General features: G+C 67.4%; 14 protein-coding genes and 1 pseudogene. 5 read left to right on the top strand and 10 right to left on the bottom strand.

All coding sequences use genetic code 11. From position 1 onward, the window contains the following. Nucleotides 1-372, bottom strand: a 372-nt coding sequence (locus A5784_RS36265; protein WP_064949688.1) for a hypothetical protein, incomplete at its 3' end; no start/stop codon positions are given. A 296-nt stretch (nt 373-668) separates the two neighbouring features. Here A5784_RS36265 and A5784_RS36260 point away from each other — a divergent pair. The 4 genes from A5784_RS36260 to A5784_RS36245 are packed head-to-tail and all read left to right on the top strand — an operon-like array spanning nt 669 to nt 4,438. Then, nucleotides 669-1,739, top strand: a complete 1,071-nt coding sequence (locus A5784_RS36260; RefSeq protein ID WP_064949694.1) for an ABC transporter substrate-binding protein — start codon at nt 669-671, stop codon at nt 1,737-1,739. A gap of 7 nt (nt 1,740-1,746) precedes the next feature. Continuing rightward, the gene (locus A5784_RS36255; RefSeq protein WP_064949687.1) at nt 1,747-2,607 is read left to right on the top strand and encodes an ABC transporter permease; all 861 of its coding nucleotides are present in this window, start codon (nt 1,747-1,749) and stop codon (nt 2,605-2,607) included. After that, nucleotides 2,604-3,374: an ABC transporter permease gene (locus A5784_RS36250; protein ID WP_064949686.1), complete on the top strand. Its 771-nt coding sequence runs from the start codon at nt 2,604-2,606 to the stop codon at nt 3,372-3,374. Before A5784_RS36255 ends, A5784_RS36250 begins: the two co-directional genes overlap by 4 nt. A 35-nt stretch (nt 3,375-3,409) precedes the next feature. After that, entirely contained in the window at nt 3,410-4,438 is a 1,029-nt protein-coding gene (locus A5784_RS36245; RefSeq protein ID WP_064949685.1) for an ABC transporter ATP-binding protein, read from the top strand. A gap of 9 nt (nt 4,439-4,447) precedes the next feature. On the opposite strand, the gene A5784_RS36240 is transcribed toward A5784_RS36245, so the two are convergent. From A5784_RS36240 to A5784_RS36230, 3 genes are read right to left on the bottom strand one after another with little or no spacing between them, the layout of a single operon-like run. Next, the gene (locus A5784_RS36240; protein ID WP_064949684.1) at nt 4,448-5,026 is read right to left on the bottom strand and encodes an orotate phosphoribosyltransferase; all 579 of its coding nucleotides are present in this window, start codon (nt 5,024-5,026) and stop codon (nt 4,448-4,450) included. Between the two features lie 33 nt (nt 5,027-5,059). Continuing rightward, nucleotides 5,060-5,911, bottom strand: coding sequence for a HugZ family pyridoxamine 5'-phosphate oxidase (locus A5784_RS36235; protein ID WP_064949693.1), 852 nt, complete (start codon nt 5,909-5,911; stop codon nt 5,060-5,062). 2 nt (nt 5,912-5,913) lie between these two features. Continuing rightward, entirely contained in the window at nt 5,914-6,303 is a 390-nt protein-coding gene (locus tag A5784_RS36230; protein WP_064949692.1) for a hypothetical protein, read from the bottom strand. Nucleotides 6,304-6,640: 337 nt separating this feature from the next. Here A5784_RS36230 and A5784_RS36225 point away from each other — a divergent pair, with 337 nt between their 5' ends. After that, nucleotides 6,641-7,870 (top strand): maltokinase N-terminal cap-like domain-containing protein, encoded by a 1,230-nt coding sequence (locus A5784_RS36225; protein ID WP_064949691.1) that lies wholly within the window; start codon nt 6,641-6,643, stop codon nt 7,868-7,870. Between the two features lie 7 nt (nt 7,871-7,877). On the opposite strand, the gene A5784_RS36220 is transcribed toward A5784_RS36225, so the two are convergent. From A5784_RS36220 to A5784_RS38675, 6 genes and pseudogenes are all read right to left on the bottom strand, one after another. Further along, nucleotides 7,878-8,978, bottom strand: a complete 1,101-nt coding sequence (locus A5784_RS36220) for an acyl-CoA dehydrogenase family protein (RefSeq protein WP_064949683.1) — start codon at nt 8,976-8,978, stop codon at nt 7,878-7,880. Nucleotides 8,979-8,986: 8 nt separating this feature from the next. Beyond that, nucleotides 8,987-10,147 carry an acyl-CoA dehydrogenase family protein gene (locus A5784_RS36215; RefSeq protein ID WP_064949690.1) on the bottom strand — a complete coding sequence of 387 codons (1,161 nt, stop codon included), beginning with the start codon at nt 10,145-10,147 and terminating at the stop codon, nt 8,987-8,989. Nucleotides 10,148-10,243: 96 nt separating this feature from the next. Beyond that, entirely contained in the window at nt 10,244-10,996 is a 753-nt protein-coding gene (locus tag A5784_RS36210) for an ABC transporter permease (protein ID WP_082945291.1), read from the bottom strand. A 58-nt stretch (nt 10,997-11,054) separates the two neighbouring features. Further along, a complete protein-coding gene (locus A5784_RS36205; protein WP_064949681.1) occupies nt 11,055-11,882 on the bottom strand; it encodes an ATP-binding cassette domain-containing protein in 828 nt (275 codons plus the stop codon). Continuing rightward, the gene (locus A5784_RS36200) at nt 11,879-12,364 is read right to left on the bottom strand and encodes a MarR family winged helix-turn-helix transcriptional regulator (protein WP_064949689.1); all 486 of its coding nucleotides are present in this window, start codon (nt 12,362-12,364) and stop codon (nt 11,879-11,881) included. The genes A5784_RS36205 and A5784_RS36200 overlap by 4 nt, the downstream gene beginning before the upstream one ends. Nucleotides 12,365-12,437: 73 nt before the next feature. Then, nucleotides 12,438-12,586 (bottom strand): annotated as a pseudogene (locus A5784_RS38675) (HNH endonuclease); the annotation flags it as partial.

Below are 12,586 nucleotides of genomic sequence, written 5' to 3'. Positions count from 1 at the left end.
CGGCGGAGCAGGCGAAAGGCCTGCCCGCAACGGGGGCAGCGGGGGCGCAGTCGGACTCGACGCCGTCGTCGTCGCTGACGTCGGGGTCCGGTCGTTGGTTGACGACGGATTGCGAACGATCAACAGCACCAGCGACACCACGATGGCGGCGGTGGCCAGCGCGGCCGCGCCGAGTGCCACAGCGGCCCCGCGGGTGCGGTACCACGGCACCGGAGCGGGTTTGAAATTCCAGGTCGTGGCGTCGAACGCGTCGAAGCCGTCCGCCTCTGGTTCGGCTCCGCCGGATGGTCCGGGGGCGTCCTCGCCGGGGGTTTCCGGCGCAGCGTCGGCCCAGAGGTAGTCGAAGCGACCAGCTGCCTCAGGTTCAGCCACGTTCTGATGCTAGCGGCACGACCTGCATGAACGCGTGATGATTGCAATGTCGACACGACGACGAAACCCGGCGATGACGGAATGGACCCCCGGCGGAGGTCGGCCACGGTAGGGTTCGGACGTCCCGGAGCCATTCACCGCAGCGACCAGTGTCGGTAACCGCGGCGCCATTGCCGCGCATTCTGATCATCGGAAGGTTGGCAATGCTTTCCAGAACAGCGCGTCCCAGAACTTCGCAGCCCAAACTGATCCCGGGCATCCTCGCCGCCATCACGGCCCTGGTCGCCACCGGTGTGGTGGCGTGTGCCCCACCGCAGAAAGACAACGGTGGCGCGCAGACCCAATCGGGGGTCAAGGCCGCCGAGGCCACCTCCGCCGAGGCGTTCGGCGGCATGGACGGCCTGGTCAAGGCGGCCAAGGCCGAGGGCGAACTCAACGTCATTGCGCTGCCCCCGGATTGGGCCAACTATGGCGCGATCATCAAGGCGTTCTCCGACAAGTACGGCATCAAGGTCAACTCGGCGCAGCCCGATGCGTCCAGCCAGGAAGAGATCAACGCCGCCAATCAGCAGAAGGGCAAGAGCGCCGCGCCTGACGTATTCGACCTCGGACAGGCTGTGGCACTGGCGAACACGTCGATGTTCGCGCCGTACAAGGTGACGACGTTCGACAGCATCCCGGCGAAGTTCAAGGACCCCAACGGGGTTTGGGTCAACGGCTATGGCGGTTACATGTCGATCGGGTTCGATTCGGCCAAAGTGCCTCCCATCACCACCGTCGACGATCTGCTCAAACCCGAATACCACGGGAAGGTCGCTCTCAACGGCGATCCCACCCAGGCCGGTGCCGCGTTCTCCGGAGTGGTGATGGCGGCGCTGGCTCAGGGCGGGTCGGCCGACAACATCGCGCCCGGCGTCGACTTCTTCGGAAAGCTGCACCAGGCGGGCAATTTCCTGCCGGTGGATCCCACCCCGGCCACCATCGAGTCGGGCCAGACTCCCGTGGTGATCGACTGGAACTACACCAATGCCGCCGAAACCCGGAAGCTGCCGAGTTGGCAGGTCGTGGTGCCGCCGGACCATGCCGTCGCCGGCTACTACTTCCAGGCGATCAACAAGGAGGCCCCGCATCCGGCCGCGGCGCGGTTGTGGCAGGAGTTCCTGTTCAGCGACGAAGGCCAGAACATGTTCATGGTGGGCGGTGTTCGCCCGGTCCGTGCCGACCAGATGGCCGTCGCGGGCACTGTTGACAAGGCGGCGTTCTCCAAGCTTCCGTCGATCGACGGGCAGGTGGTCATCCCCACCCCGGCTCAAACCGAGGCGGCCACCAAGTATCTGGCGGACAACTGGGCCAAGGCGATCGGCTGAGCGACCGATGCCGGGTGCCGTGGTGATGCGGCGGGTCCGCGAAAGTCTGCCGCTGCTGCCGTTTCTCGCGGTCGTCACCGTGTTTCTGATCGTGCCGACGGTGACGGTCGTCGTCATGGCGTTCTTCGCCGACGGGTCGTTCTCGCTCGGCCGGATCGCCGCGCTGTTCTCGCCGACGGCACTGGCCGCCCTGGGCAAGAGCGTGCTGCTCTCCGGAAGCACCGCGTTGATCGGTGCGGTGCTGGGCGCGGTATTGGCCTGGCTCATCGTGAGCAGTCCGCCGTCGTCGATGGTGCGGCGTTCGGTGCTGGCTCTGTGCAGTGTGCTCGCCCAGTTCGGCGGTGTCGCACTGGCTTTCGCGTTCCTGGCCACCATCGGGCTCAACGGTGTGCTGACGGTGTGGGCCCGCGAGCACCTGGGCTGGGACCTGGCAGGATCGGGCTGGCTGTACGGGCTGCCCGGGTTGATCCTGGTGTACACCTACTTCCAGATTCCGCTGATGGTGATCGTGTTCCTGCCTGCCCTGGAAGGCCTGCGCGAGCAGTGGCGCGAAGCGGCCGTCAGTCTCGGGGCGTCGACGTGGCAGTACTGGCGTGAGGTGGCGGTGCCGTTGTTGACGCCTGCCTTCCTGGGGTCGGCGTTGTTGTTGTTCGCCAACGCTTTTGCCGCGTATGCGACCGCAGCGGCGCTGGTCAGCCAGGGCAGCCCGATCGTGCCGCTGCTGATCCGCGCCGCGCTGACCAGTGAGGTGGTGCTGGGGCAGTCCGGGTTCGCCTACGCGTTGGCGCTGGAGATGATCGTCGTGGTGGCGGTGGTGATGCTGGCGTACAACGCATTGGTGCGACGCACAGCGAGGTGGCTGAAATGACGCGCGCAAGAACGGCGCTGCGCGTCGGGCTGTGGCTGCTGTTCGGATTGTTCTTCCTGTTCCCGCTGTATGCGATGGCGGATTTCTCGACGCGCAACCTGATCGAGGGCGGCCGCACCCTGGCGGCGTGGCACAACCTGGTGGCCGACGAGGCGCTCTACCAGGCGATCGTGGTCTCGGTGCTGCTGGCCGTCTTCACCGTGGTCGCGATGTTGGTGCTGCTGGTTCCGACGATGATCTGGGTGCGGTTGCGGGCGCCGTGGGCGCGACGTGCGATCGAGTTTCTGTGCCTGCTGCCCTTGACGATTCCGGCGCTGGTCATCGTGGTCGGATTGCGCAACGTCTACCTCTGGGTCACCTACTTTTTGGGCGAGTCGGCACTGACGCTGACGTTCGTCTACGTCGTGCTGGTACTGCCGTTCGCCTACCGCTCCCTCGACGCGGCGCTGGCGGCGATCGACCTGCGCACCTTGTCGGAGGCGGCGCGGTCGCTCGGTGCCGGCTGGGCGGCCACGATCACCCGGGTCATCGTGCCGAACATCTGGCCCGGAATCCTTTCCGCTGCCTTCATTTCCATCGCCGTGGTGCTCGGGGAGTACACCATCGCGTCGCTGAGCGGTTATCAGACGCTGCAGGTGCAGATCGTCGCGATCGGCAAGAGCGACGGTCCGACGTCAGTGGCCGCCTCGCTGGCGGTGCTGCTCTTGGGTTTCGTGTTGTTGCTGGCTCTGGCGGTCGTCACCCGTGGCCGTCGTCGGAGGACGTGAGGAGCAATATGGGGCCCGCGCACGTGAGGAGCAATATGAGTCTCTCGGTCGAACTCAACGACCTCACGCGGGTTTACGGCAGTGTCAAGGCGCTCGACGGGCTGACCCTGCACATCGAACCCGGCGAGCTGGTGGCCTTGCTCGGCCCATCGGGGTGTGGCAAGACCACTGCGTTGCGCATCCTGGCTGGGCTCGACGAGGCCACGTCGGGCACCGTGCTGGTCGGCGGCCGCGACGTGAGCTCGGTGCCCGCCAACAAGCGCGACATGGGCATGGTGTTCCAGGCCTACAGCCTGTTTCCACACCTGACGGTGTTGGACAACGTCGCGTTCGGGTTGAAGATGCGCGGTAAAGCCAAGGCCGACAGGATGTCTCGGGCCGCGGACATGCTCGATCTCGTCGGCCTTGGCGCGCACAAGGACAAGTACGCCGACGAGTTGTCGGGCGGCCAGCAGCAGCGTGTCGCGCTGGCCCGCGCGCTCGCGATCCAGCCGGGCGTGCTGCTGCTCGACGAGCCGCTGTCGGCGCTCGACGCGAAGGTGCGGGTGCAGTTGCGCGACGAGATCCGGCGCGTTCAGCTCGAAGTCGGCACCACGACGTTGTTCGTCACCCACGATCAGGAGGAGGCGCTGGCTGTTGCCGACCGGGTCGGTGTGATGAGCCAGGGCAAACTAGAACAGCTCGCCGCCCCGGCGGATCTGTACGCGAACCCTGCCACCCCGTTCGTCGCGGAGTTCGTCGGGCTGAACAATCAAGTACCGGCGGAGGTTTCGCAGGGGCGGGCCCGCTTGTTGGGTACCTCGGTCCCGACACTGGCCGGTTCTGTCGGGTCGGGCGGCGGGACGGCGCTGGTGCGGCCCGAGTCCATCACGGTGACCGCCGACACCGACGGCAATGCGCGGGTCAGCTCGGTGGCGTTTCTTGGACCGATCTCGCGGGTCTATGTCTCGATGCCCGACGGCGCGGTGTTGCACGCCCAGCTGGCGAGTGCGGCCGCGGCGGCGTTCAGCCCGGGAGACCCGGTGCGCGTCGGCGTCGAGCCCGCGCCGGTCCTGGTTGTCTGAACCGGTGGCTCAGACGTCCTTGACCGGCTCGATCCCGAGATCGCGGTAGGTCACCAGCGCCGCGAACGGCACTCCGCGCTTGGCGAAGCGTCCTGTCGCGACGTCGCCGCGGTCGACCATCGGGATCACGCCCGTCACCACGACACCGAGCGGGACGATGCGCTCGTAGGCGATCTCGGTGGATCCGCCGGTGCTGATGACGTCGTCGACCAGTAGGACCTTCATGCCGGGTTCGAGCCGAGTGCCTTCGATCCACTGCTCGCGGCCGCGGCTCTTCTGCTCCTTACGGACCGAGAACCAGGCCTTGCCGGTGACCATCGCGACGCCGTGCGCCAGTGGATCGGCGCCCATGGTCAAGCCGCCGACCGCGTCGAACTCGATGCCGCGGGCGGCAGCCAGATCGGCGACCGCGCGGCTGACGGTCAGCATCCGCTCGCCGGTGTCGATGGCGTACTTGCCGTCGATGTAATCGTGGCTGAGCTGGCCGCTGGCGAGCCGGAACGGTTCCTCGCGGTGCTCGTAGCCGCGGGTCCGGATCAGGTCGAAGGCAGCTTGCCAGGTGTCCGGGCGCTCGGTCGCATCAGGCATAACGGCGATCGTATTGCACCTGCGCCGGTGGGCCTATCCCGCCTGGGCACGTCTGGCCAACTCGACTGTGGCAGCCCGTAATTCGTCGAATGAGCCGATCGGGGCGGCGTAGCCGACGCGGGTGTAGGCGACCCCGCGATCGGTCGTGACGCGCAGATCGAGGCCGTAGCGGTCGGCGCCGGTGCACACCGCGGTGGTGGTGTCGGGATAGCCGCCGAGGGTGCGGGCCATCGCGAGCAAGGACGACGCGTGATCGGCGTTGAGATGCTCGATCGCGCCGGCTGCGCGTGGTGACACCGGATCGGGTTCGGCTGCGGCGTAATCCGCGCCGGTGGCCGAATCCATCCGCCCGTAGCCGCCGACCCAGCGCACGCGCTGCACGCGCAGCACCCACAGCGAGAAATCGCTGTAGTCGATGTAGTACTTCGCCGCTGCGACCGCCGCGAGGTGGGCTTCGCGGGCTGCGGTGGCCTCGGCTCCGAGAGGGCGCTCGGCGACACCGGCCAGCGTGACGCGGGCGCTGGCCAGCGGGTCCGCGTCGCCTCCCGGTGCCACGATCGCGATGCTCGCCCGCTGATCGGCTGCGAGGTTGCGACCATGCTCGGCCATGTTCGACACGCACAGCACGGGTGCCCCGTCGAGCAACCCGTACGTGACGAACGACGCCCACGGGTCACCCGCGGCGGTGAGGGTCGCCAGCGTGCCGGTGTTGGTCGACGCGGCGACGGTGCGGGCTTCCTCGGCCGCCGATGGCCGGATGGCTTCGACCGGTGAGGTCAGCGGTGGGGGGACGGTGGGTGCGTCGCCGGGGTCGCCATGGTCGCGTGAGCGACGCGTCCCACCTGAGTCGCGTGAGCGACGCGTCCCACCTGAGTCGCGTGTCAGGATCAACCGCCCAGCGCGGCGATCAGATCCTTGATCTGCGCGGTCTCGGCTTCGGTCGCCGGTTCTTCGGCCTCGACTGCTTCGATGAGGTCCTTGCGCAGCCCGACGCCGTTGGCGGCTTCCCGCGTCGAGAGCTTGGCCCGGCCGCGTGCGACGTAGAGCCGCTGGCCGAGCGTTGCGCCCGGCCCCTCGGCGGCCGCGGTCATGAGCTCGTCGTAGCGGCCGCGGACACCGCTGAGAGCGACGATGACCGACGGGGTGACCCGGCTGCGGGCCGCCGCCTCGGACAGCGAACTCTGCAGCTTGCGCAGCCCGCTCAGCACGATCGAGGCCCGTTCGGGGAACTCAGGATCGCTGACGGGCGGCAGTGCATCGATCGCGGCGGAATACATGTGCATCGCCGCATCCGACAGACCAACGATTACCGGTGCTTCGCCGTCATTAGGCGCAGACTCACCCACAGGGCCATCCCTCAATCGAATTGTTGGGGCGATCTCTCCGGCAGACCGCCACGGACAAGATCAAATTCGGGGAAAACGTAACCCGTCCTGGGCTCTTATTCAACCGTTAGTTTTCCCGCAAACTCCCGCGTGACAGCGAATCACGTTGCTGGCGGCTGGGATCGGCAGAGCCACAGCGAATCGTGACATCAGACGGCGGTTCGTCGGGCACTTCAGTGGGTACGTTTGAGAACTGATGGAGGACATCGACGGAGTAGCCCTGCAGGTTCTGGACGTCCCGTTCGACGCGTGGTTACCGCGGCAGCGGTGGTACGCCGGCCGCGGCCGCACGCTCAGTGCGGCCAGACCGGTGCTCACCGTGTACCTGCGCGACGACCTGTTCCTGGTTCTGGTGGACGCCTCGTATGTCGACGGCACCGTGGAGCGCTACCAGGTCGTCATGGGCATCGGCCCGGATCCTGGCCACGCCGGCGCCGCGATCAACTCCGACGACGGCCGGACCGCGTACGACGCATTGTTCGACGCGGACGCCGCGCGCTATCTGCTGAAGCTCATCGATGACGCCGCCACGGTCGGGCCGGTGGAGTTCGCGAAAGAACCCGGGGCCCGACTCCCGTTGGACGCCCCACCCCGGGTCTCGACGGCCGAACAGAGCAACACCAGCGTGGTGTTCGGGCGCGACGCGATGCTCAAGGTGTTCCGCAGGGTCACCGCGGGCGTGCATCCCGACATCGAACTCAACCGCGCGCTGGCGCGGGCGGGCAACGAACATGTCGCACGACTGCTGGGCTCGATCGAAACTCGCTGGGACGGTGAACCGTGTGCCCTGGGGGTGGTGTCGGAGTTCGCCGCCGACTCCGTCGAGGGCTGGCACATGGCCACCACCGGCGACGCGGATTTCACGGACGAGTCCCGACTGCTCGGCGCAGCGGTGGCCTCGGTGCACACTTGCCTGGCCGATGTGCTGGGCACGGACAGTGTCCCGTTCCCCGTCGACGTGATGGTGGACCGGCTGACGACGGCCACGCAAGCAGTGCCCGAACTGTACGACTACGCCCCGCGTATCAAACAGCGCTACCGCGACCTGGCCGGCCGGCAGATCACGGTGCAGCGCGTGCACGGCGACCTGCACCTCGGTCAGGTCCTGCGCACGCCGCAGCGCTGGCTGCTCATCGACTTCGAAGGCGAGCCCGGAAAACCGTTGCAGCAGAGGCGTCGTCCGGATTCAGCGGTGCGTGACGTCGCAGGCATGTTGCGGTCGTACGACTACGCGGCCTACCAACGGCCCGGCGTTGCCGCGCAAGCCTGGGCAGACCGCAATGCCACGGCCTTCTGCGACGGGTACGCCGCCGAATCCGGTGCTGACCCACGCGCTTCGGCAGACCTGCTGGCGGCCTACGAGCTGGACAAGGCGGTGTACGAGGCGGCCTACGAAGCCAGGCACCGACCGGACTGGTTGTCCATCCCGATGGGATCCATCAACCGGCTTCTGGGCTGAGTCGTCCCTACAGCGTCACGATCTGGTAGTCGGCCAACTCGCCCATCAGAGTGTGCAGCTGGTCCTGTGAGGACCCGAGGGTGTGCTCGATCGCGGTGAGCCGCGCCGCGTAGTGCCCGACGGGATACTCCGCGGTGATGCCGATGCCGCCGTGCAGCTGGATGGATTCCTGCGAGATGTGCCTGCCCGAGCGCCCGATCTGCAGCTTGGTGCGGGCTGCGATCACGGGGTCGAAGTTGCCGTCGGTGATCGACATGGACGCGTAGAGGCCCATGCTGCGGGCCAGCTCCAGCGACACGTACATATCGGCGGCCCGCTGGGTCAGCGTCTGGAACTTGCTCAACGTGACGCCGAACTGCTTGCGCGCCTTGAGGTAATCGGTGGTCAGCCGCAGCGACTCCTCCATGGCGCCGACCGCCTCGGCGCACAGTCCCGCCGACGTGCGGATCAGGGCGCGGGTGACGACATCTCCGGCGTCGACCGCGTCGCCGAGCGGCTCAGCGAGCGTATCGGCCAGGTCGATCTGTGCGCCGCGCTGCCCGTCGAAGGTGCGGTAGTTCTCTCGGGTGACCGCTGCCGCGTCGACGAGGAACAGCCCGGTCCCGCCGTCGGGCAGTGCGGCACTGACGATGAGGGTGTCGGCGTTGTCGCCGGCCAGCACAGGGTTCTTGCGGCCGTTCAGAACCCACGAATCACCTTGCTGCACAGCAGTTGTGGTGACCGTGCCGGACAACCGCATGCCGGGCTCGGCGTGCGCGAAGGCCAGCAGGCGCTGCCCGGCGGCGACCTCGTCGAGGAGTTGTCGCTGGGCGTCGGTGCCCGCCTCGGCGATGATCGACCCGGGAACCAGCGCGGCGTGCAGCACCGGCTCCGGTGCCAGCCTGCGCCCGATCTCGGCCTGCACCACCATGATCTCCAGGGGGCCGCCCGCGTCTTCCTCGAATCCCAGTCCGAGAACGCCGATCTCAGCGAGCTGGGCCCATACCTGCGGGCTGTAGCCGGGATCGGTGTCGACCACCTTGTTGCGCTTCTCGGTGTCGTAGCCCGACAGCACGTCGCGGGTGGTGTCTGCCAGCAGAGTCTGTTCTTCGGTCAGCTGAAAGTCCATGATTCAACTCACAATCCGAGAATGGTGGACGCGATGATGGTGCGCTGAACCTCGTTGCTGCCGCCGTAGATCGAGGTTTTGCGGTAGTTCAGATAGTGCGGTGCGGCCTCTTGGGCCCACTCGGGCGATGCGATGGCGTCGCCTGCCTCGTACGGCAGCGCGTCGACGCCTGCGACCTCGACCAGCAGTTCCGTGGCGGTCTGCTGCAGTTGGCTGCCGCGCAACTTCAGGACCGACGACGCGGGGTTGGGCTTGCCGTCGGCGGAGTCGGACGTGACCCGCATCTGGGTGAGTTCCAGTGCCAGCACGTCGTTCTCGGCCTCGGCCAGCCGTGCGGCGAACAGGGGGTCTGAGAGCAGACCGTTGGCGGCGGCCCGTTCCTTGGCCTCGGCCAGCCGCACCTTGGTGCGGGCCACCTGCGCGATGCCGGTGCGCTCGTTGCCGAGCAGGAACTTCGCATACGTCCAGCCCTGGTTCTCTTCGCCGACGAGTTGGTCGGCGGGGACCCGGACATCCTCGAAGAACACCTCGTTGACCTCGAAGCTGCCGTCGACGAGCTTGATGGGACGCAGCGTGATGCCCGGGGTGTTCATGTCGATGAGCAGGAACGAGATGCCCGCCTGCTTCTTGGGGGCCTGCGGGTCGGTGCGCACCAGGCAGAAGATCCAGTCGGCGTACTGGCCCAGTGTGGTCCAGGTCTTCTGGCCGTTGACCACGTAGCTGTCCCCGTCACGCACCGCGGTGGTGCGCAGCGAGGCCAGGTCGGAGCCGGCCTCGGGCTCGGAGAAGCCCTGGCACCACCAGATGTCCAGCGCCGCGGTCGGCGGCAGGAAGCGTTCCTTGATGGCCTGGGAGCCGAATTCGGCGATCACCGGGCCGACCATCCGGGCGTTGAACGTCAACGGCTCCGGCACGCTGGCCAACTGCATCTCGTCGAGCCAGATCTGGTGCTGAGTGGGCGTCCAGTCCTTGCCGCCCCACTCGACCGGCCAGTTGGGGACCGCCAGGCCGTGATCGTTGAGGATCTTGTGCGCGGTGACGATGCCGTCCTTGCCGAGCGGCTTACCCAACCGGTTGCGTTCGCGAATCTCGGCGGGAATCTGGGTGGTGTAGAAGGTGCGCAGTTCGTCGCGGAACGCGGCTTCCTCTGGTGTGAGCGCCAGTTGCATGACCATCTCCCTGCTCCGTGGATCTGACAGCACACTAAACCACCGGTTGGTTGGGCGACGAAACGGCCAGGTCAGAGAGCCTTCCTCACGAGCCGGTCAGCGCACCAGCCGGCGTAGCAGTGCCGAGGCGGCAGCGATTCCGAGTACTGCGGCGAGCACCAGCACCGTGACGTCGACGACCCAGTTGGTCGGCGTTCCGATGAGCAGTCCGCGTAGGGCGTTGACCTCGTAGCTCAGTGGATTGACCGCGGACAGTGCGCGCAGCCAGCCGGGCATGATGTCGACGGGGTAGAGCGCATTGGACGCGAAGAACAACGGCATGGTGATGGCCTGGCCGATGCCCATCAACCGGTCCCGCTTGCGGACCAGCCCGGCCAGCGTCATCGACAGGCACGCGAAGAAGGCCGCGCCGAGCGCGACGACGGCCATCGCGGCGAGGATCCGCAGCGGGTTGGCCGTCATCGGGATGCCCATCAGGTAGGCGAGCACGACGACGCCGACCACCTGCACGACCGAACGCACACCGGCCGCGAACGCCTTGCCGGTCACCAGGGCCGAGGCCGGCGCCGGCGTCACCATGAGCTTGGCCAGGATGCCCGCGTCGCGGTCCCAGATGATCTGGATGCCGTAGAAGATCGAGATGAACAGGGCGGACTGGGCGATGATGCCCGGCGCCAGGAAGGTCAGATAGGGCACGCCGCCGGTGTTCACGACGTGCAACCGGCTGAAGGTCTGCCCGAAGATCAGCAGCCACAGCGCGGGCTGGATCAGGCGGGTGAACAACTCGGTCCGGTCGTAGCGCAGCTTCTGCAACTCCACGAGCGCGAAGGCGCCGACGCGCACGGCCATACCGCGAACTCGGCGCCATCCGCGGGGCGCGAGGACCAAGGCGGTAGAGGAAGAGGAATCAACTGACACGGCGTGCCGTCCTTCGGCTCGAGCGGACCTCGCGGATGCCCGAACGCCGGGTGTCCTCGCCGAGTTCGGAGCCCGCGTAGTGGCGGAAGACGTCCTCCAGGGTCGCGCCGTCACCGTCGCCGGACACGGACTCCTTGAGAGCGGCCGGGGTGTCGACGGCCTGCAGCCTGCCGTGGTGCATCAACGCCACGCGGTCGCACAGCGCGTCCGCCTCGGCCATGTAGTGGGTGGTCAGCAAAACCGTCATGCCGAACTCGGCCTGCATCCGCTGCACCTGTTCCCACACACTGTCGCGGGCAATCGGATCCAGCCCGACCGTCGGTTCGTCGAGGATCAGCAGCAGCGGGCGGTTGACCAAAGCCTGTGCCAGTTCCAGGCGCCGCACCATGCCGCCCGAATAGGTGCCCGCGGGCTCGTCGGCGACATCGAGCAGATGCATGCCTTCCAGAGCGACGGTGACCCGCTCGCGCAGTTCTGCCCGCGGCACGTCGTAGAGCCGGGCGAACAGCTCGACATTCTGCCTGCCGGTGAGTGCGGATTCGATCGAGAGTTGTTGCGGCACATAGCCGATGTTGTGGCGGATGTCCATGGTGTGACGGCGGGTGTCCAGCCCGAAGATGCGGACCTCGCCGTGTTGGACCGGCGTCAGTGTGGTCAGTACCCGCACCACGGTGGTCTTGCCTGCGCCGTTGGGGCCGAGCAGGCCTAGGGTCTCGCCGTGGCGCACTTGCAGGCTCACCTCCTCCACCGCCGTGAACTGCCCGTAGCGATGGGTCAGGTGGCGGCAGTCGATGGCGAGCACGTCGTCGGACGTCATGCCCTCACCTCCTCGGGGGTGTCCCGTAGCTGGGCTTCCTCGTGGAGCAGCCGGGTCAGTTCGGCGAGCACGTCCAATCCCTTTGTCAGCGCGTCAATTTGGCCGGGTTCGAGCTTGGCCAGCACGGCCGACAGCGCCGCGCGGCGGGCGGCCCGCGATTCGTCGGCGACCCGCTGTGCCGACTCCGTGAGCGCCAGGCGCCCGATGCGACGGTCGGTGTCGTCGACGGTCCGGATCAGCAGTCCGTCGCTGACGAGCCGCGACACGAGGGTCGATGCGGTGTTGGGCACCAGGCTGAGTTCGGCGGCGGATTCCCGTACCGAGATGCCGGGACGGCGACCCACCAGGCGTACGAGTTCGGCCTGAGACTGCGTCAGCCCCGCCGCATCGAACCCGCCGCCGGTGGATCGGCGCAGCTGTCGCCGAAATCGGCCGACGACGCTGAACAGATTGCTGATCAGATCTCCGTACGCATCCGCCACGTCGTCCACGATACCTCTGTAACAGAGGTATTGCCGGGCCGGTTTGGTGGCTGACGCTAGATGTCGACTGCGTTTAGAAAGGTGGTGGTTGGTAGTTGGTGGCGAGCCAGGCTTGGTGTTGGCGTTGTTGTTCGGTGTTGAGGGTGGCGCGGTGGCGGCGTTCGGCGGCGATGCGGTCGCGGCGGTCGTGTTCGCGGGTGTGGGTGCGGGTGGGCATCATCA

The organism is Mycobacterium sp. 852013-50091_SCH5140682 (assembly GCF_001665685.1).
GTDB lineage: Bacteria > Actinomycetota > Actinomycetes > Mycobacteriales > Mycobacteriaceae > Mycobacterium.
Note: the sequence above shows the minus strand (reverse complement) of the source record. Positions and strands in the feature narration are given on the sequence as shown.